13 protein-coding genes and 3 tRNA genes are annotated in these 16,664 nt (G+C 51.6%); 7 read left to right on the forward strand and 9 right to left on the reverse strand.

Features of this window, described 5'->3' with window-relative positions; genetic code table 11:
• Nucleotides 1-100: 100 nt before the first annotated feature.
• Nucleotides 101-856, forward strand: coding sequence for a flap endonuclease Xni (gene xni, locus M2371_RS11490; protein WP_259267760.1), 756 nt, complete (start codon nt 101-103; stop codon nt 854-856).
• 38 nt (nt 857-894) lie between these two features.
• On the opposite strand, the gene rlmM is transcribed toward xni, so the two are convergent.
• The 4 genes from rlmM to M2371_RS11510 form a co-directional block, all read right to left on the reverse strand.
• The gene (gene rlmM / locus M2371_RS11495) at nt 895-1,995 is read right to left on the reverse strand and encodes a 23S rRNA (cytidine(2498)-2'-O)-methyltransferase RlmM (RefSeq protein ID WP_034498030.1); all 1,101 of its coding nucleotides are present in this window, start codon (nt 1,993-1,995) and stop codon (nt 895-897) included.
• Nucleotides 1,988-2,383 (reverse strand): DUF423 domain-containing protein, encoded by a 396-nt coding sequence (locus M2371_RS11500; RefSeq protein ID WP_034498032.1) that lies wholly within the window; start codon nt 2,381-2,383, stop codon nt 1,988-1,990. Before M2371_RS11500 ends, rlmM begins: the two co-directional genes overlap by 8 nt.
• 49 nt (nt 2,384-2,432) lie before the next feature.
• Nucleotides 2,433-3,350, reverse strand: coding sequence for a glycine cleavage system transcriptional regulator GcvA (gcvA, locus tag M2371_RS11505; RefSeq protein ID WP_034498034.1), 918 nt, complete (start codon nt 3,348-3,350; stop codon nt 2,433-2,435).
• A gap of 343 nt (nt 3,351-3,693) precedes the next feature.
• Complete coding sequence (locus M2371_RS11510; RefSeq protein WP_034498036.1) at nt 3,694-3,921, reverse strand: YgdI/YgdR family lipoprotein; 228 nt, start codon at nt 3,919-3,921, stop codon at nt 3,694-3,696.
• Nucleotides 3,922-4,115: 194 nt separating this feature from the next.
• On the opposite strand from M2371_RS11510, the gene csdA reads away from it, so the two are divergent.
• Both csdA and csdE read left to right on the forward strand, forming a co-directional pair.
• Complete coding sequence (gene csdA, locus M2371_RS11515; protein WP_172893374.1) at nt 4,116-5,321, forward strand: cysteine desulfurase CsdA; 1,206 nt, start codon at nt 4,116-4,118, stop codon at nt 5,319-5,321.
• Entirely contained in the window at nt 5,322-5,765 is a 444-nt protein-coding gene (gene csdE / locus M2371_RS11520; RefSeq protein WP_172893373.1) for a cysteine desulfurase sulfur acceptor subunit CsdE, read from the forward strand.
• Here csdE and tcdA read toward each other — a convergent pair.
• Nucleotides 5,753-6,565, reverse strand: coding sequence for a tRNA cyclic N6-threonylcarbamoyladenosine(37) synthase TcdA (tcdA, locus tag M2371_RS11525; protein ID WP_259267761.1), 813 nt, complete (start codon nt 6,563-6,565; stop codon nt 5,753-5,755). The genes csdE and tcdA overlap by 13 nt on opposite strands.
• An 81-nt stretch (nt 6,566-6,646) precedes the next feature.
• Nucleotides 6,647-7,747: a murein transglycosylase A gene (gene mltA / locus M2371_RS11530; protein WP_259267762.1), complete on the reverse strand. Its 1,101-nt coding sequence runs from the start codon at nt 7,745-7,747 to the stop codon at nt 6,647-6,649.
• Between the two features lie 207 nt (nt 7,748-7,954).
• On the opposite strand from mltA, the gene M2371_RS11535 reads away from it, so the two are divergent.
• The 3 genes from M2371_RS11535 to M2371_RS11545 all read left to right on the forward strand — a co-directional run bounded on the left by M2371_RS11535 (nt 7,955) and on the right by M2371_RS11545 (nt 8,316).
• Nucleotides 7,955-8,031, forward strand: a tRNA-Met gene (locus M2371_RS11535).
• Between the two features lie 69 nt (nt 8,032-8,100).
• Nucleotides 8,101-8,177: transfer RNA gene (locus M2371_RS11540), tRNA-Met, on the forward strand.
• Nucleotides 8,178-8,239: 62 nt separating this feature from the next.
• Nucleotides 8,240-8,316 (forward strand) — tRNA-Met (locus tag M2371_RS11545).
• Between the two features lie 125 nt (nt 8,317-8,441).
• Here the strand turns inward: M2371_RS11545 and amiC are convergent.
• The gene (amiC, locus tag M2371_RS11550; RefSeq protein WP_259267763.1) at nt 8,442-9,698 is read right to left on the reverse strand and encodes an N-acetylmuramoyl-L-alanine amidase AmiC; all 1,257 of its coding nucleotides are present in this window, start codon (nt 9,696-9,698) and stop codon (nt 8,442-8,444) included.
• A gap of 234 nt (nt 9,699-9,932) precedes the next feature.
• Between amiC and argA the strand changes: the two genes are divergently transcribed.
• The gene (gene argA, locus M2371_RS11555) at nt 9,933-11,264 is read left to right on the forward strand and encodes an amino-acid N-acetyltransferase (protein WP_034498150.1); all 1,332 of its coding nucleotides are present in this window, start codon (nt 9,933-9,935) and stop codon (nt 11,262-11,264) included.
• Nucleotides 11,265-11,286: 22 nt separating this feature from the next.
• Here argA and recD read toward each other — a convergent pair whose 3' ends face one another.
• Both recD and recB read right to left on the reverse strand, forming a co-directional pair.
• A complete protein-coding gene (gene recD, locus M2371_RS11560) occupies nt 11,287-13,122 on the reverse strand; it encodes an exodeoxyribonuclease V subunit alpha (protein WP_259267764.1) in 1,836 nt (611 codons plus the stop codon).
• Nucleotides 13,119-16,661, reverse strand: coding sequence for an exodeoxyribonuclease V subunit beta (recB, locus tag M2371_RS11565; RefSeq protein ID WP_259267765.1), 3,543 nt, complete (start codon nt 16,659-16,661; stop codon nt 13,119-13,121). The genes recD and recB overlap by 4 nt, the downstream gene beginning before the upstream one ends.
• Nucleotides 16,662-16,664: the final 3 nt, after the last annotated feature.

Genomic DNA, 16,664 nt, shown 5'->3' on the forward strand with positions numbered 1-16,664 from the left:
ATAATATTGCGAGCCGCTTTCCTGAATTTAATTCCCGCGTTCGCGGTCGTCTCGCAGAAATGTTACTGTGCATCAAGAGAATGTTGAATGCGAAATACCCATGATGATTCATTTACTTATCGTTGATGCCCTGAACTTAATACGCCGTATTCATGCGGTTCAAGACTCGCCCTGCGTTGATACTTGCCTGCACGCTCTTGATGCGCTGATTACCCATAGTCAGCCCACGCACGCTGTCGCCGTGTTTGACGACGATGACCGCCGTGAAGGCTGGCGGCATCAGGTGTTGCCTGACTATAAAGCGGGGCGCACACCAATGCCAGATACCTTGCATCAGGAAATGCCAGTATTGCGAGATGCGTTCGCTAAAAGAGGCGTCGCCTGCTGGCATTCTGCGGGGAACGAGGCTGATGATCTTGCCGCCACACTTGCGGTAAAAATTGCGGCCAGCGGGCACCGCGCGACTATTGTTTCCACCGACAAAGGTTTCTGCCAGTTGCTCGCACCGAACATTCAAATCCGCGACTACTTTCAGAAACGCTGGCTGGATGCGCCATTTATTGCGCAAGAATACGGTGTGTTGCCTGCGCAACTGGGCGATTTCTGGGGGCTTGCGGGAATCAGCAGCAGTAAAATTTCTGGTGTTCCGGGTATTGGGCCGAAGAGCGCCACACAATTGATCAATCAGTTTTCAACGCTCGAAGCGCTGTACGAACGATTAGAAGAAGTACCTGAGAAATGGCGTAAGAAGTTAGAACAGCATCGTGAAAGTGCGTTTATCAGCCGCCAGGTGGCGCAGTTGCAGACGGATTTACAGCTTGATGGGAATTTACAGCAGTTGAGATTACCGGGCTGAACACCCTCTCCCTGAGGGAGAGGGTTGAATGAAGGTGATTATCGCTCGTCGCGACGACCGCCCACAGCGGCCCACATACGGCGCACGTGCACAGTCACTTCTTCACGGTCGTGGTACAACTGGCGCGCCTGAATTTCCGCGCTGATTCCATGCTCTGCCAGTTTTTCATGAATCAATGCCAGATTTTGCGACACTTCTTCATAGCGCTTCTTCATTGGCAACTTGAGGTTGAAAATAGTTTCGCGGCACCAGCCGTTCACTAACCACGTCGCCATCAGACTCGCCACTTTTGCTGGTTTCTCAACCATGTCGCAGACCATCCAGGAGATGTTGTTGCGGGTTGGCTTATATTTAAAACCATCTTCCTGCAACCAGGTCACTTGCCCGGTGTCCATCAGGCTCTGTGCCATTGGGCCGTTATCAACGGAGCAAACCCACATATTGCGTTGCGTTAATTGGTAAGTCCAACCGCCAGGGCAGGCTCCCAGATCAACGGCATGCATCCCGTTCGCCAGACGCTCATCCCACTCATCCGCCGGAATGAAAGTATGGAATGCTTCTTCCAGTTTCAGGGTTGAACGGCTTGGCGCTTCAGCAGGCAATTTCAGTCGCTGGATGCCCATATAGAAAGGCGAGTTATTCGTGGTGTAGGAATAACCGGTGTAGCAGCAGCCGGGGGCGATAAAGAACACATGCACCACCGGGCGTTTTGGCGTCTCGTAATTGGTGAGGATCCCGGCTTCGCGCAGGCTGGCACGCAGCGGTACCGTCAGCTTACGGCAAAACTTCATCAGCTCTTTGCTTTCATTCGTGTCAGCAACTTCAACGCGCAGATCGCCGCCCTTCTCAACTACGCCAGTCAACATGCCGGTAATTGGCGTAATACGATCTTCCGGTGGAAGATCTTTTAGCAGCTCACCCGCAACGATCATCTGGCGAGCAAAGATCAGATCACGAAACGGCAATTCACGCGCCAGTTTGTCAGCGTCATCTTGCTGATAGCATTCGTAAATTACGTAACCGCTGTTTTCTTTCACGCGTGCAAAACCAAACACGCCGCGCTGGCCCGCTTTATCGGTAATCTCTGCCGCGCACTCTTTCTCAAAACCTTGTCGGCAGTACAAAATAACTTTATTCATGGCTTACGCCCCTACGTTTCAGGCGCATTGCACCAATCAACATCAAGATCCAACCGGCGAGAAAACTAAATCCGCCGACCGGAGTAACAAACGCCCACAGGCGTAAGTGTGACAGCGCCAGACAATAAAGACTGCCGCTGAATAAAACAGTACCGAGCGCCATAAAAACGCTGCTCCAGTAAAACCAAATGCTGACCCGGCGTTGCATGGCAACGGCCAGACCAAATATGGCTAACGTGTGAAACGCTTGATATTCGAGGCCGGTTTGAATCCAGCCCATTTCCACAACACCAAGCGTTTTGCTCAATACATGCGCCCCAAAGGCCCCGAGAGCAACAAAGATGAAACCGCTAATTGCGGTAAAAATCAGCATGAAACGGCTGGTCATGGTGTAACCCTAAAGTGAAGGCGCAGCACAATGCCTGCGCGAAGGTTGCTTATTGATCGTAACGAAAACGGAATTTTTCTTGTTCGCTCGCTGTTTTCGCCAGAATCCACTGCCTGAAGGCCGCTATTTTACCCAGTTCTGCCTGACTGTCATGACAAACAAGATAAAAGGCATTTTTACTCACCAGCACGTCGTTAAATGGGCAAACTAAACGTCCCGCTTCAATTTCCGATTGCGCCATCACATTGTTTGCCAGCGCAATGCCTTGCCCGTGAATCGCAGCCTGGAGCACCATCGCGCTGTGGCTAAAGATTGGTCCTTGCTGCACATTAATATGGCTCACCCCCAACTGGCGCGTGTAGGTTTGCCAGTCACGACGAGACGCATCATGCAATAAAGTATGATGCGCTAAATCTTCAGGTGTTTTAATCGGTTTCTCGCCGGTCAACAGCATTGGTGAGCAGACCGGGAGTAAGTATTCTGCGTACAATTTTTCCACACGCAAGCCAGGCCAGTTTCCTCGCCCGTAAAAAATTGCGACGTCGACATCATCCGAAAGTTTATCTTCCTGACGGTCAACCGCCTGAATTCGGACATCAATTCCCGGATAAGCTGTATTAAAGCTAGTAAGACGAGGGACGAGCCAATGAATGGCAAAACTAGGCAACAGGCTGACCGTTAAGGCGCCCTTTGCACTACGCGCCTGTAGCTTACGCGTGGCTTCGGTGAGCTGCGAAAAAATCTCTTTGATGTCCAGATAGTAACTCTGCCCCTCTTCCGTCAACAGCAAAGAGCGGTTGCGGCGGCGGAACAATTTAAGGCCGAGGAAATCCTCCAGGGACTTAATCTGGTGGCTAACGGCGGCCTGAGTCACGAACAGTTCATCGGCCGCTTTAGTAAAACTCAGGTGACGAGCAGCGGCGTCAAATACACGTAAGGCATTTAAAGGGGGCAAACGCTTGGACATAGTTGATTGGCTTAAATGTTAAAGTCTATTAACAAACAGGTGAACTTAGTTAACCTATTAGTTTTTTTTATCTGAGCCATTATAAATTGTCCGTTGAGGATGCACCAGCAAATACCTATAGTGGCGTCACTTCCTGAGCCGGAACGAAAAGTTATCTGAAATGCGTGTTTCGGAGGGCTTTTGGCTTACGGTTGTGATGTTGTGTTGTTGTGTTTGCAATTGGTCTGGCATTCCAGACCCCGGTAGCTAAGCTACCCCTTTTTCACTTCCTGTACATTTACCCTGTCTGTCCATAGTGATTAATGTAGCACCGCAAATTGCGGTGCTTTTTTTTGCTCTAAATTTACTTATCTAACTCAACCATCTCTTTCACGTCAGTACGGTTAATCTGCTGTTTATTCCCATTAGCGTCTTTGTACTGAATCATCCCTGTATCTTCATCGGTTTGCGGTTTGCCATCGGAAACGATAGTCCGACCATCGTTAGTGTGCATCACGTAATTAGGGCCTGAACACGCTGAAAGACCAAAAACCATAACACCTGCTAATACTGCTGCGGCTGCCTTGTTCATATTCTTCTCCTTAGTAGCGTTTAATGCTGATTTGTACTTCAAAATAAACACGGTGAAAGATTCACCTAACATTAATTAGCATAACCGTCTTTTCGGACTTTGCCAGATTAAGCAGACTATTCCGAAGGTTACGTATTCCTTGTGCGATTAAGACAAATGCGCGACGATCGGCGGCATTGGATACGAGGAAAATCATGAAATCATTTAATCCAGCCGAATTTCGCAGCCAGTTTCCGGCTCTGGCTGATGCCGGTGTCTATCTCGACAGCGCAGCAACCACACTTAAACCTCTCGCGGTGATTGAAGCCACCAGACAGTTTTATAGCCTGAGCGCCGGGAATGTTCATCGCAGTCAATTTGCCGAAGCCCAACGCCTGACAGAACGATATGAAGCCGCTCGCGATAGCGTGGCTGGTTTGCTTAACGCGCCATGTGCTAAAGATATTGTCTGGACGCGTGGCACCACCGAAGCTATTAACCTCGTGGCGCAATGTTATGCCCGTCCGCGTCTACAGCCCGGCGATGAAATCATCGTTAGCGAAGCAGAACATCACGCAAACTTTGTGCCGTGGTTAATGGTCGCAGAGCAGACTGGCGCGAAGATTGTAAAATTGCCGCTGGGCAAAGATTACCTCGCAGATTTAAGCCAACTCCCTGAGCTTCTAAACCCACGCACAAAAATTCTGGCGTTAGGTCAAATGTCTAACGTCACAGGCGGCTGCCCGAACCTGGAAAAAGCGATTACGCTTGCTCATGCAGCGGGCGCGGTTGTTATGGTTGATGGTGCACAAGGTGTGGTCCATTGCCCACCGGATGTACAAGCGCTGGATATCGATTTTTACGCCTTCTCGGCGCACAAACTTTACGGCCCCACCGGCATCGGTGCGCTGTACGGTAAAACTGAGTTACTCGAAGAGATGTCGCCATGGCTTGGCGGCGGCAAGATGATCACTCATGTCTCGTTTGAAGGATTCAAAACTCAGCCAGTGCCGTATCGTTTTGAAGCTGGCACGCCAAACGTCGCGGGTGTGATTGGCCTGAGTGCCGCTCTTGAGTGGCTGGAATCTGTTGATTTACAAGAAGCTGAGGCTTATAGCCGTGGGCTTGCAACACTTGCTGAAGCCGAGCTGGCGAAACGCCCTGGTTTTCGTAGTTTCCGCTGCCAGGACTCAAGCCTGTTAGCATTCGATTTCGCCAATATTCACCATAACGATATGGTGACGTTGCTGGCCGAAGCCGGAATATCCCTACGCGCTGGCCAGCATTGTGCGCAACCGTTGCTCGCCGCGTTAGGTGTCAGCGGCACATTGCGTGCTTCGTTTGCGCCGTACAACACACAAAGCGACGTCGATGCCCTGGTTAAAGCTATCGACAATGCACTGGAAATTCTGGGGGATTAAATGACAAGTGGATTTTTAGCCGGTCACCCTTTTGGCACTTCAATTACCGCCGATAACCTGCGTTCGACGTTTGCGCCATTGCAGCAATGGGAAGATAAATACCGTCAGTTGATCCTGTTAGGGAAGCAGCTTCCGGCACTGCCTGCTGACTTAAAGCAGGAAAAGATCGAAATTGCCGGGTGTGAAAACCGCGTCTGGTTGGGCCATTCTCTTCAGGCGAATGGCACGCTGCATTTTTATGGTGACAGCGAAGGGCGAATCGTTCGGGGTTTGCTGGCGGTGTTGCTCACCGCCATTGAAGGGAAAACAGCTGAACAGTTGCTGAATGAAGACCCACTCGCACTGTTTGACGATTTAGGGCTGCGTAATCAATTAAGTGCGTCTCGCAGCAGCGGGCTTGCAGCATTAGCGCAAGCCGTGCAGATTGCGGCTCAGGCAGTCTGAGTTCGCGCCGCTTTCGCCATCATTTTCTTTAAAACATGGGATACCGCCACAAAACCAAAGCTGGCGGTGACCATGGTTGCCGCACCAAATCCAGATGCACAATCCATACGTTTCGGGCCATCAGCCGTACTTTTCATTGCGCAGACCGAACCATCAGCCTGAGGGTAAACCAGCGCTTCGGTGGAAAACACACAATCGATCCCTAACTTGCCTTTACTGTTCTTCACCACGCCAAAATCGCTTTTTAACCTTTCACGTAGTTTTGCCGCCAGCGGATCCTGAATCGTTTTCGCCAGATCGGTAACCTGAATTTGCGTAGGATCGATCTGCCCGCCCGCCCCACCGGTTGTCACTAATGGGATCTTATAACGACGGCAATACGCGATCAGTGCGGCTTTAGGGCGCACGCTGTCGATGGCGTCAATCACGTAACTAAAACCCTGATTAAGCAACTGGGCGGTGTTTTCAGCAGTGATAAAATCATCCACCACCGTGACGCGGCATTCCGGGTTAATTTCACGAATACGCGCCGCCATCACTTCGGTTTTGGCCTGGCCGACAGTGTCCCGCAAGGCATGAATCTGGCGGTTAGTGTTAGTGACACACACATCATCCATGTCGATAAGCGTAATCGCGCCGATACCAGTACGAGCCAGCGCCTCTGCGGCCCATGAGCCAACGCCCCCAATGCCAATCACGCAAACATGCGCATCAGCAAACAATTGCAGAGCATCACGGCCATACAAACGGGCCGTGCCGCCAAAGCGTTGCAGCCAGGCATCGGTCAAAACTACAGACATTACGTTATCCTCGGAAAATCTTTGCGGGTGTTATTGCAGATATAGATGACGGGCTGATTATACAGCCCGTCTGCGGGAAGATTAACCCGTGAATACGCTGTTGGTCGTGCCCGGCGCATTTTTCAGCACCCAAACGCGTCCATAATGATTGTACCAACCTGCGCGGTGACCGGCGTCAGCACCAATCCCCTGATAGATATCAAAGTGCTGACCTTTTATCGCACCGCCAACATCGAGCGCCACCATCACGCGTAATTCGTATTGCCCACTGAATTTACCGTTGTTATCAAGTAACGGCACTTCCGCAAGAATAGTGGTGCCCGCAGGAATAATTGAACGATCAGACGCAACCGACGCACGGCCAATTAACGGCACCGCACTCGCCCCTTTCACCGGCGCGAAGCTTGCAGGTTTAAAGAAGACGAACGATGGATTCTGTTCGAGCAGTTCCTGCACTTCAGCCTGGCTGTGCGTTTCACCCCAATGGCGAATCGCCTGCATCGACATATCTTCTTTCTTCACTTCGCCACGGTCGATAAGCACTTTGCCGATACTGCGGTAAGCGTGGCCATTTTTGCCCGAATAACCGAAGAAGGTTAATGGCTGCCCGTCGCCGAAATCGATATAGCCGCTGCCCTGCACATCCATAATGAAGTTATCCATTAAGGAATTGCTGTAAGCAATAATGTAGCTTTCGCTCAAACCACCCCGGTAAATCTCCGCACGAGACGGTAAACGACCGCGTTTTGGTGGCATACGGTAGATTGGATACTGGAACTCACCCTGGCGGGTATAACGCGCCTGTACAACTGGCGTGTAGTAGCCGGTGAATTGCACGTTGCCGTAGTTGTCAGCACCTTCCATTTGCCAGGCATCAAGACCGTACTGGCTCAGCTTGCTGGTATCGCCACCGGCACGCAGCCACTGTTGAACGGCACCGTAAACATCGCTCTTGCTATTATAGAGGCGAGGAGAAGCAGAACGAATCTGGTTAACTTGCTCAGCAAAGTCACCACCGTTTATTGGTGCTCCCACCGCATCCGGTTGGTTTACGAGGGAAAAAGGCTGGGTAAACTTCCCGTCTTTATATTGCTGACCTTTATCTGTCGGTTTTGAGGAGCAGCCCGCCAGAATGGCAACCACTACCCCAGTTAAAATGTACTTCGTCCAACGTCCTATCATTACTTCCTCGCCCGGTTACGCCGCTTTATCCCACGCGAAGATAGCAAACACGCTGCAAGATTTAAACGTGTTGCGCCTCGCGCAGCCCAGATGTGTTCGTTATTTGTACTTAAATTAAATTATTATCAGTTAGATGAGACAAATCGGGTATTTTTTAAAAAAAGGGTTGCATCAAAAGCCGAGCAGAGTATAGTGCGCTTCCACGGACGCGGGGTGGAGCAGCCTGGTAGCTCGTCGGGCTCATAACCCGAAGGTCGTCAGTTCAAATCTGGCCCCCGCAACCAATTAAAAAGTCGCTGAGTTTAGCGCGGTGATGAAAATCACTAGCAGTGAGTAGTAAATAGTTATACGGACGCGGGGTGGAGCAGCCTGGTAGCTCGTCGGGCTCATAACCCGAAGGTCGTCAGTTCAAATCTGGCCCCCGCAACCAACTAAGTCGCTGAGTATTCGCGCAATGATGAAAATCATTTGGGTAACAAAGAAGTTTACGGACGCGGGGTGGAGCAGCCTGGTAGCTCGTCGGGCTCATAACCCGAAGGTCGTCAGTTCAAATCTGGCCCCCGCAACCAACATTTAAACACCTTAACGGGTGTTTTTTTGTATCTGAAATTCGTGTTATTTGGTGGATGACGCTTATCCACCCGACGAAATGCCGTTGTTGGTCGGATAAGCGCAAGCGTCATCCGACAAAGTATTAGCCGCGCCGCGCTAATCGCGAGCTATCCGCAAAATACGCCTTAATCCCTGCCAGAATTGATTCAGCCACTTCCTGCTGGAATGTCGCAGTACGCAGCTTGCGCTCTTCTTCTACATTACTCAGAAACGCGGTTTCGACCAGAATGGATGGAATGTCCGGGGCTTTCAGCACGGCGAATCCAGCCTGATCGACGCTATTTTTATGCAGCTTGTTCACTTTGCCTAATCTGGCCAGCACTTCTTTACCGAATTTAAGACTGTCGTTAATCGTCAGCGACTGCACCATATCGAACATCGTATGGTCGAGATATCTGTCGCCACTCTTACTCACCCCACCAATTAAGTCGGCGGCGTTCTGCGTTTGGGCGAGGAATTTTGCTGCCGTACTGGTGGCACCTTTGGTTGAGAGTGCAAATACTGACGATCCGCGAGCGGCTCCGGACGTAAACGCATCCGCATGAATGGAAACAAAAAGATCCGCACGCTGCTTCTGCGCTTTTGCCACCCTGACTTTTAACGGGATAAACACATCCTCGTTGCGCGTCATGTAGGCTTTCATATTCGCTTCTTTATCAATCAACGCTTTCAGGCGGCGCGCAATTTTGAGCACGATATCTTTTTCACGCGTTTTGTTCGGCCCAATGGCTCCAGGATCTTCCCCGCCGTGGCCGGGATCGAGCATGATAACAATTGGCCTGTCGCGCCCGGCTTTACCCGGTTGCGGCCCTTGCTCCGGAGACGGCGGTGCGTCTTTATCCAGCTTGCCGTTATTGTAATCTTCGAGCAGCGCCAAGAGAGGATCCTGCTCGCTGTTCATATTGGCCGGATACAAATCCATGACCAGGCGTTCTTTAAATTCAGCAACCGGTGCCAGCGCAAAAAGATGTGGAGTCACATTCTGCTTGAGTTCAAAAACCATGCGCACCGTTTGTGGATCAAACTGCCCAACACGTGCTGACTTGATGAAAGGATCGTCGCCGCGAATCTGGCCGCCAATTCCTTTCAAAACTGAATTTAAATTCACACCTTCTATGTCGACAACCACGCGATCGGGGTTGCTCAACGCAAACTGCTTATACTTAAGCTGCTTGTTCGATTCCAGCGTGACACGAGTGTATGACGATGCAGGCCATACACGCACCGCAACCACCAGGCTTGAGGCAGCAAAGCCAACCTGGCTGACACTCAGTAGCCACATAGCGCCTGCGCCCTGCAATAAGCGGCGACGACTAATTAACGAACGGGAATCTGACATAGCTCTCCTGAGCGGTGTGTTTCCGTGAAACAAATAACCAATTTTATTTTTTGAGCCGAAAACTTTAGCGAAACACGCTCGGGCTGTCACCCTTTAAAGGGTAAACATTCGCAATCAAGCACCTGGCTACGCGGATGCAGAAATTTCAGCTTTGAGGCAATTGCTGCTTGCGCCAGAGGCAATAAAAGAATAAAAATACAGAAATTACGAATAATCATGCAGTGAGGGCTTGCCGTGGTGAAGGAACGTAGAACCGAACTGGTACAGGGATTCCGCCATACTGTCCCCTATATAAATGCCCATCGGGGAAAAACGTTTGTCATTATGCTGGGCGGCGAAGCCATTGAACACGAGAACTTTTCCAGTATCGTTAACGATATTGGGCTGTTGCACAGCCTGGGAATTCGTCTGGTGGTGGTCTACGGCGCGCGTCCACAGATTGATACTAATCTGGCTTCGCATAATCATGAGCCTATCTATCATAAACACACGCGCGTCACCGATGCCAAAACGCTGGAACTGGTCAAACAGGCCGCCGGTTTGTTGCAGTTGGATATCACTGCGCGTTTGTCCATGAGCCTCGGCAACACGCCGTTGCAAGGTGCGCACATCAATGTCGTTAGCGGTAATTTTATTATTGCTCAGCCTCTTGGCGTGGATGACGGCGTGGATTATTGCCACAGCGGGCGCGTGCGTCGCATCGACGAAGAAGCCATTCATCGTCAGCTTGATAACGGTGCAATTGTATTGATGGGCCCGGTGGCGGTTTCTGTCACTGGCGAAAGCTTCAACCTCACGTCTGAAGAGATTGCCACGCAGCTGGCGGTCAAACTGAAAGCCGAGAAAATGATCGGCTTCTGTTCTTCTCAGGGCGTTATCGACGACAACGGCAATATCGTTTCAGAACTGTTCCCCAACGATGCGCAAAAACGTATTGAAGAGCTGGAAGAAGCAGGTGATTACCACTCTGGCACCGTGCGTTTTCTGCGTGGCGCGGTGAAAGCCTGCCGCAGTGGTGTGCGCCGCAGCCACTTAATTAGCTATCAGGAAGACGGGGCGCTGTTGCAAGAACTCTTCTCACGCGACGGTATCGGGACACAAATCGTGATGGAAAGTGCGGAGCAAATTCGCCGCGCCACTATTAACGATATCGGCGGCATTCTGGAGCTGATTCGCCCGCTGGAGCAGCAAGGCATTCTGGTGCGCCGCTCGCGTGAACAACTGGAAATGGAGATCGACAAGTTCACCATCATCCAGCGCGATAACCTGACTATCGCTTGCGCGGCGCTTTATCCATTCCAGGAGGAAGGGATTGGTGAAATGGCATGTGTTGCGGTTCATCCGGATTACCGCAGTTCATCACGCGGTGAAGTATTGCTGCAACGCATTGCCACGCAAGCGCGGCAAATGGGATTAAGCAAGTTGTTCGTGCTGACAACCCGCAGTATTCACTGGTTCCAGGAACGCGGGTTTATGCCAGTGGATGTCGAACTGCTGCCGGAAAGCAAAAAAGAGATGTACAACTATCAGCGCCGTTCAAAAGTGTTGATGGCAGATTTAGCATAATTAAAAAGCTAGCCCTTCTGGGCTAGCTAAAACTCTCCATCAACCCGCTACGCCGTTCAGTCCTGGTCACAATTGCCTTTTCTAACACCCGATCATCGGCATACAGCGACAGCTTATTTCGAGCGCGGGTAATCGCCGTATACACCAGTTCACGCGTCACCACAGCGGTGTACTGGTTTGGCAGCACCAGCGCGGCATGTTCAAATTCAGAACCCTGCGATTTATGCACCGTCATGGCGTATGCCGTATCGTGGCCCGGTAAACGACTTGGCTGTACGGATTTAATGGTGCCATCCGGCATCGGGAACCAGACCCTTAACCCTTCGCCTCTATCCAGCGCGATACCGATATCCCCGTTAAACAGCCCCAACGAACTGTCGTTACGAGAAACCATAATCGGCCTGCCGTTATACCAGCGCGATGTCGCCTGATTTGGCCGCTCAATTAACCGTTTTTGAATCAGTGCCAGCTCGATGCGGCTATTCAAACCGCTGACGCCAAACGGACCTTCACGCAATGCGCATAGCATTTGATAACGCCCGAAAGCTTCAAGAATAGAAGCGGGCTCTGCCTGATTGCGAATCAAGTCCAGGTATGGTCGATACCCTTCCACCGCATCGTCAATCATCATGGCGTAGTCCGCCGTTTCACGCAGTGGTTGTTTAGTAATATCGCTAAAACCTTCGCTAAATACGGTTTTGACGCGCTTAACATCGCTGGCATTGACCGCAAATGCCAGTTGCCCGATGCCGGATTTACTGTCAAAGCGGTAGCTTTTTTGCAGTAAACACAAGCCATCACGCAACGCGCTCGCGCCACTACCTTCTCCCGCAGGAAGCGTATAGCCGGTGAGCAGACTCAGCTCTGCCGCACGCGCAGGTGAATACCCATGCGTGACATAGTGGCAAATATCCCCGAGCACGGCCCCTGCTTCAACCGACGCCAACTGGTCGCGGTCGCCTAAGAAAATCACTCGCGCATGAGGAGGCATCGCATTGATCAGTTTTGCCATCATCGGCAAATCCACCATCGAGGCTTCATCCACCACCAGCACATCAAGATGCAAAGGGTTTCCGGCGTGGTAGCGCAGGCGCTGGGTGTTCGGTTGCGCACCTAACAAACGGTGCAATGTGCAGGCATCGTTGGGTAATGAGGCTTTTTGCGCTTCATCTAACGGCAAGCGGCGCAACGCCGAACCCAATGATTCCGTCAGGCGGGCTGCGGCTTTCCCCGTCGGCGCGGCGAGTTGAATCCGCAAGGATGGGGCATCCGAAAGCTGGACTAACGCGGCGAGCAATTTCGCCACCGTGGTGGTTTTACCGGTACCCGGCCCGCCTGAAATCACCGATATTCGACGGGTTAATGCCACAGCAGCGGCCACTTTTTGCCAGTCAGTCTCGGGCAGCGGCTCAAAAAGCTGATTGAGTACGTTAATGACCTGCGATTCATTAAGCGCAATGGGCCGATTTTCCTGCACAAAAAACTGCGCAATGGATTGTTCGTTTTGCCACATTCGGTTGAGATATAAACGCTCGCCAATCAGCTTTAGCGGGGTCGCGCCTTCGTATTCACTCACTGCATTGGAAGCCAGCAATGTCTCGCGCCAGCCGCTTTTCAGGTCGGCAAGCGCAAAAAATTGTGCCGCTAAATCTGGCTGACGCCCGGAAAAACAGAACTCCGGGATTAAACGTGAAAGCGGAATGCAGACATGCCCTTCACCCGCATCGTGGCTGACCAATGCCGCCGCAAGCATCACCGCGGGCTGATCATCACTGGCAATCATCATGGCAAACTGTGCATCCAGCGCACGCAATAACTTTTGCTCAACCGCCTGCTGTAAAAGCTCAGACATTTTCATGGCGTCACCTCGTCCTTTTGCGCCGCGAATAGTGCGTCCATCTTCGCAATCAGTTGCTCATCCGGGCACGTTGAAAATATTCCCTGTGAGGAGCCATTACTTTCGATGCCACGTAAAAAGAGATAAATAACGCCGCCGAAATGAGTCTGGTAGTCATAATCAGGAATTCTGTGCCGTAAATAACGGTGCAAAGCCAGCGTATACAGTTGATATTGCAGATCATACCGATGAGATTGCATCGCCGCCATCATCGCTTCCCCGGTGTAAGCGCTGCTGTCTTCTCCTAGCCAGTTCGATTTGTAATCCAGCAGGTAGTAGCGCCCCTTCCAGCGGAACACCAGGTCAATAAACCCTTTCAGCATGCCACGCACTTGCTTGAAGTTTAACGGCGGACAACCTTTTGATAACGGGTCATATTCCCGCACGAGGGCATCTAAATGTGCTGCCTGCAAATCACTCTCTATCGGCAAATAGAACTCCATTTCGACCTGCCTGTCTTGCGGAGTTAACTGGCTAAGCGACACGCCCGCGTCATTCAACGGTGCCTGCAAAATAGTGTGCAACCACTCGGTGACAATCGGCTGCCACTGCTCACCAAAACCTTGCTCGCTTAACTGCTTTGCAATCCACGCTTCATCTATTGGCTGAGTAAAATCAATGCCTTCGAACAAGCTATGCAAAAATGTGCCCGGCCCTGCCCCACGTGGAAAGGTGTGCGGAGTAAGTAATGGCTCACTTTGAGTCGGTGCAGCACCTGCGGCATCGACATCCAGGCGCGGCAATAAATCCAGAGCCTGGCTGCTACCATGCTGCTGTAAACCTGAATAACTGGTGACTCGCCAGTTATCAGCCACCTGCCTTGTCATGGTACGTGCGCTAAGTTCGGGCAACGCCTCACTCACCGGCTGCCACGGAGTGTAATCATCTGACTTAGGCTCTTCGACGCTAATCGACTCGCTCGCCAGTTCCTGCAAGCAAATCTGTAATCCCGCTGCATCTTTCGCTTCGCCTTTTTGTAAAAGATAACCCAACGCCCCAAGGTGCAAATCGCTGTTCCCTTTTTTAGCGCGATTACCTTTAAACAACGGTGCGACGCCAAGACTGCAATGCCAGATTGAGCGCGTCAACGCGACGTACAACAGGCGTAAGTCTTCCGCCAGGCGCTCTTCTTCTGCCAGACTCAGGCTTTCCGCGTCATCACTTAAATCCAGCAAAGGTGAAAACGTGGAACGGTCATGGTACAGGCCGCTGTTTTGCGCCCGATAATTGGCGATGAATGGCAACCAAACCAGCGGGTATTCCAGCCCTTTTGATTTATGGATAGTGACCACCTGAACCAGGTGTCGGTCGCTTTCGAGACGTAGTTGTTGGCTATAGGCGTTACTGTCAGGTTCCGCAACCTGCTGAGCCAACCAGCGCACCAGCGCATGTTCACTGTCAGTTTGCGCGGCTTCTTCTTGCAACAGCTCGCTGATATGCAAAATATCGGTCAGACGCCGCTCGCCACCCGGTGTTGCCAGCAAGTTTTCGGCAACCTGACGTCGTGCGATAAGCGCGCGTAACATCGGCATCACGCCTCGGCGTAACCAAATTTGCCGATACTCGGAAAACTCTTCAACCAGGCAGTCCCAGGCATTTTCGTCATTGTTCAGCGCTTCTATCATTCGGGCATCCAGCCCCAACATGCTAGTGGCGACGGCGCTACGCAGCGCCGTTTCTATTTCTGGGGCCAGTACCGCCTGCAAAATCCACAGAATCTCTCGAGATTCCGGCGTTGCGAATACTGAGTCACGGTTTGAAAGATAAACCGAAGGGATATTCAGGGCGCTCAATGCTTCACGCACAATCGATGCTTCGCCGCGACTACGAACCAGAATGGTGATGTCAGACGACTGTACCGGGCGTGACTCTTCCCCTTTCCACAGCAATGCTTCGCCACGCTGCCCGGCACTCAACCATTCCCGAATTTGTTGTGCGCACTGCATGGCCATAGTTTGTTGGTAATCACTCACACCGCAGCCATCGCCTGATTGCGCCCAAAACGACATCGCCGCCTGGTTTTTCCCTTTGAGGGTAAAACGTAAGCCATTGTTCTTCTGGGCGGCTTTCACCGCTAAGAATGGAATTTGCGCGAATAAGAAGGGGTTATCCAACTGCTGGAAAAGGGTATTTACGCTGTTTATCATCCCCGGTGATGAACGCCAGTTGGTGTCCAGCGTGTAGTGGGCGCTTACCTCATGCCGGGCTTTCATGTAGGTAAAAATATCCGCGCCACGGAAAGCGTAAATCGCCTGTTTTGGGTCACCGATAAGCAACAATGCAGTATCAGGCTGATTGATATACAAACGTCTGAAAATACGATATTGCTGCGGGTCGGTATCCTGAAACTCATCAATCATTGCAGCCGGGAAACGGCTGCGGATCGCCGCTGCCAGCGCATCCCCGCCGGGTTTATGCAACGCTTCATCAAGGCGGGTTAACATATCGTCAAACCCGAGTTCGCCACGGCGGCGTTTTTCCTGCTGCACGGTGTAGCGGATTTCAGCCATCGCGCGGGCAATGACTAAATCACGCAGCGTCAGCGGTTCGCCCAGCAGATCGTTAATCGCCCTGAAAACAGGATGCTGCGGCGGTTGGCCTTCTTTGGTTTTCTCATCAAGCATCGACTGAGAAAAACGCTCCAGCTGATCGGGTAATTTATAGGTCGTGGTTTCTGTCTGCGCCCACACACCAACAATATTCAGCCAGTTCGGTAAGTTTTTACTGCTATAGCTGCGGCGGTCAATCTTCGCCACACTCAGGATCTGCGCGATGTCATCTGCACTGACACACCATTGCGCTTTCACGTTTTCAATGGATTCGATGATTTTCTGATGACGCGCAAGCAACGTTTCGTCATCGGCTGGAGGCTGTTTCAGAATGGGTTGTTCGCCTTGCAGCCAGCTATTGATATCTCTGAGCAGTTCTTCCGGGCCAGCCCACTCTTCTGCCATCACCTGGGCGACAGGTTTAGGCAACGGATAACAATGGCGGCGCCAGAAATCAGCACAAGCATGGCGACGTAACAGTGATTCATCTTCGATGAGTTGTTGTTCAAACAACATGCCTGATTCAAAGGCATTCAGACTCAGCATTCTTTGACAGAAGCCGTGAATGGTGAATATCGCCGCTTCATCCATTTGCTGTTCGGCCAGACGCAGAACCTGCGCCGCCTGATGCAGGTCAGGAATTTCAGCCAGCAGACTCTGGAACAGAGGATTGTCGGTACGATTGCGTACGCATGCGATGCGTAGCTCATGGATATTGGCTCGAATACGGCCACGAAGCTCTTCCGTCGCCGCCTGCGTAAAGGTTACGACCAGCAACTCTTCGACAGAAAGCGGCCTGGGATGAGCATTTTTACCTCCCAGGCCTAACAGCAGACGCAAATACAGTGCCGCAATGGTAAAAGTCTTTCCGGTCCCCGCAGAGGCTTCTATCAGCCGCTCCCCCGTAAGAGGCAAGCTAAGGGGATCAAGAGGCTGCGTGGTTCCGGTCATTTT

This window comes from Buttiauxella sp. BIGb0471 (genome assembly GCF_024807715.1).
GTDB classification, from domain to species: domain Bacteria; phylum Pseudomonadota; class Gammaproteobacteria; order Enterobacterales; family Enterobacteriaceae; genus Buttiauxella; species Buttiauxella agrestis.

Coding starts and splice junctions, on each gene's coding strand:
- xni (WP_259267760.1), top strand. CDS start 101: ATGATGATTCATTTACTTATCGTTGATGCCCTGAACTTAATACGCCGT.
- rlmM (WP_034498030.1), bottom strand. CDS start 1,995: ATGAATAAAGTTATTTTGTACTGCCGACAAGGTTTTGAGAAAGAGTGC.
- M2371_RS11500 (WP_034498032.1), bottom strand. CDS start 2,383: ATGACCAGCCGTTTCATGCTGATTTTTACCGCAATTAGCGGTTTCATC.
- gcvA (WP_034498034.1), bottom strand. CDS start 3,350: ATGTCCAAGCGTTTGCCCCCTTTAAATGCCTTACGTGTATTTGACGCC.
- M2371_RS11510 (WP_034498036.1), bottom strand. CDS start 3,921: ATGAACAAGGCAGCCGCAGCAGTATTAGCAGGTGTTATGGTTTTTGGT.
- csdA (WP_172893374.1), top strand. CDS start 4,116: ATGAAATCATTTAATCCAGCCGAATTTCGCAGCCAGTTTCCGGCTCTG.
- csdE (WP_172893373.1), top strand. CDS start 5,322: ATGACAAGTGGATTTTTAGCCGGTCACCCTTTTGGCACTTCAATTACC.
- tcdA (WP_259267761.1), bottom strand. CDS start 6,565: ATGTCTGTAGTTTTGACCGATGCCTGGCTGCAACGCTTTGGCGGCACG.
- mltA (WP_259267762.1), bottom strand. CDS start 7,747: ATGATAGGACGTTGGACGAAGTACATTTTAACTGGGGTAGTGGTTGCC.
- amiC (WP_259267763.1), bottom strand. CDS start 9,698: ATGTCAGATTCCCGTTCGTTAATTAGTCGTCGCCGCTTATTGCAGGGC.
- recD (WP_259267764.1), bottom strand. CDS start 13,122: ATGAAAATGTCTGAGCTTTTACAGCAGGCGGTTGAGCAAAAGTTATTG.
- recB (WP_259267765.1), bottom strand. CDS start 16,661: ATGACCGGAACCACGCAGCCTCTTGATCCCCTTAGCTTGCCTCTTACG.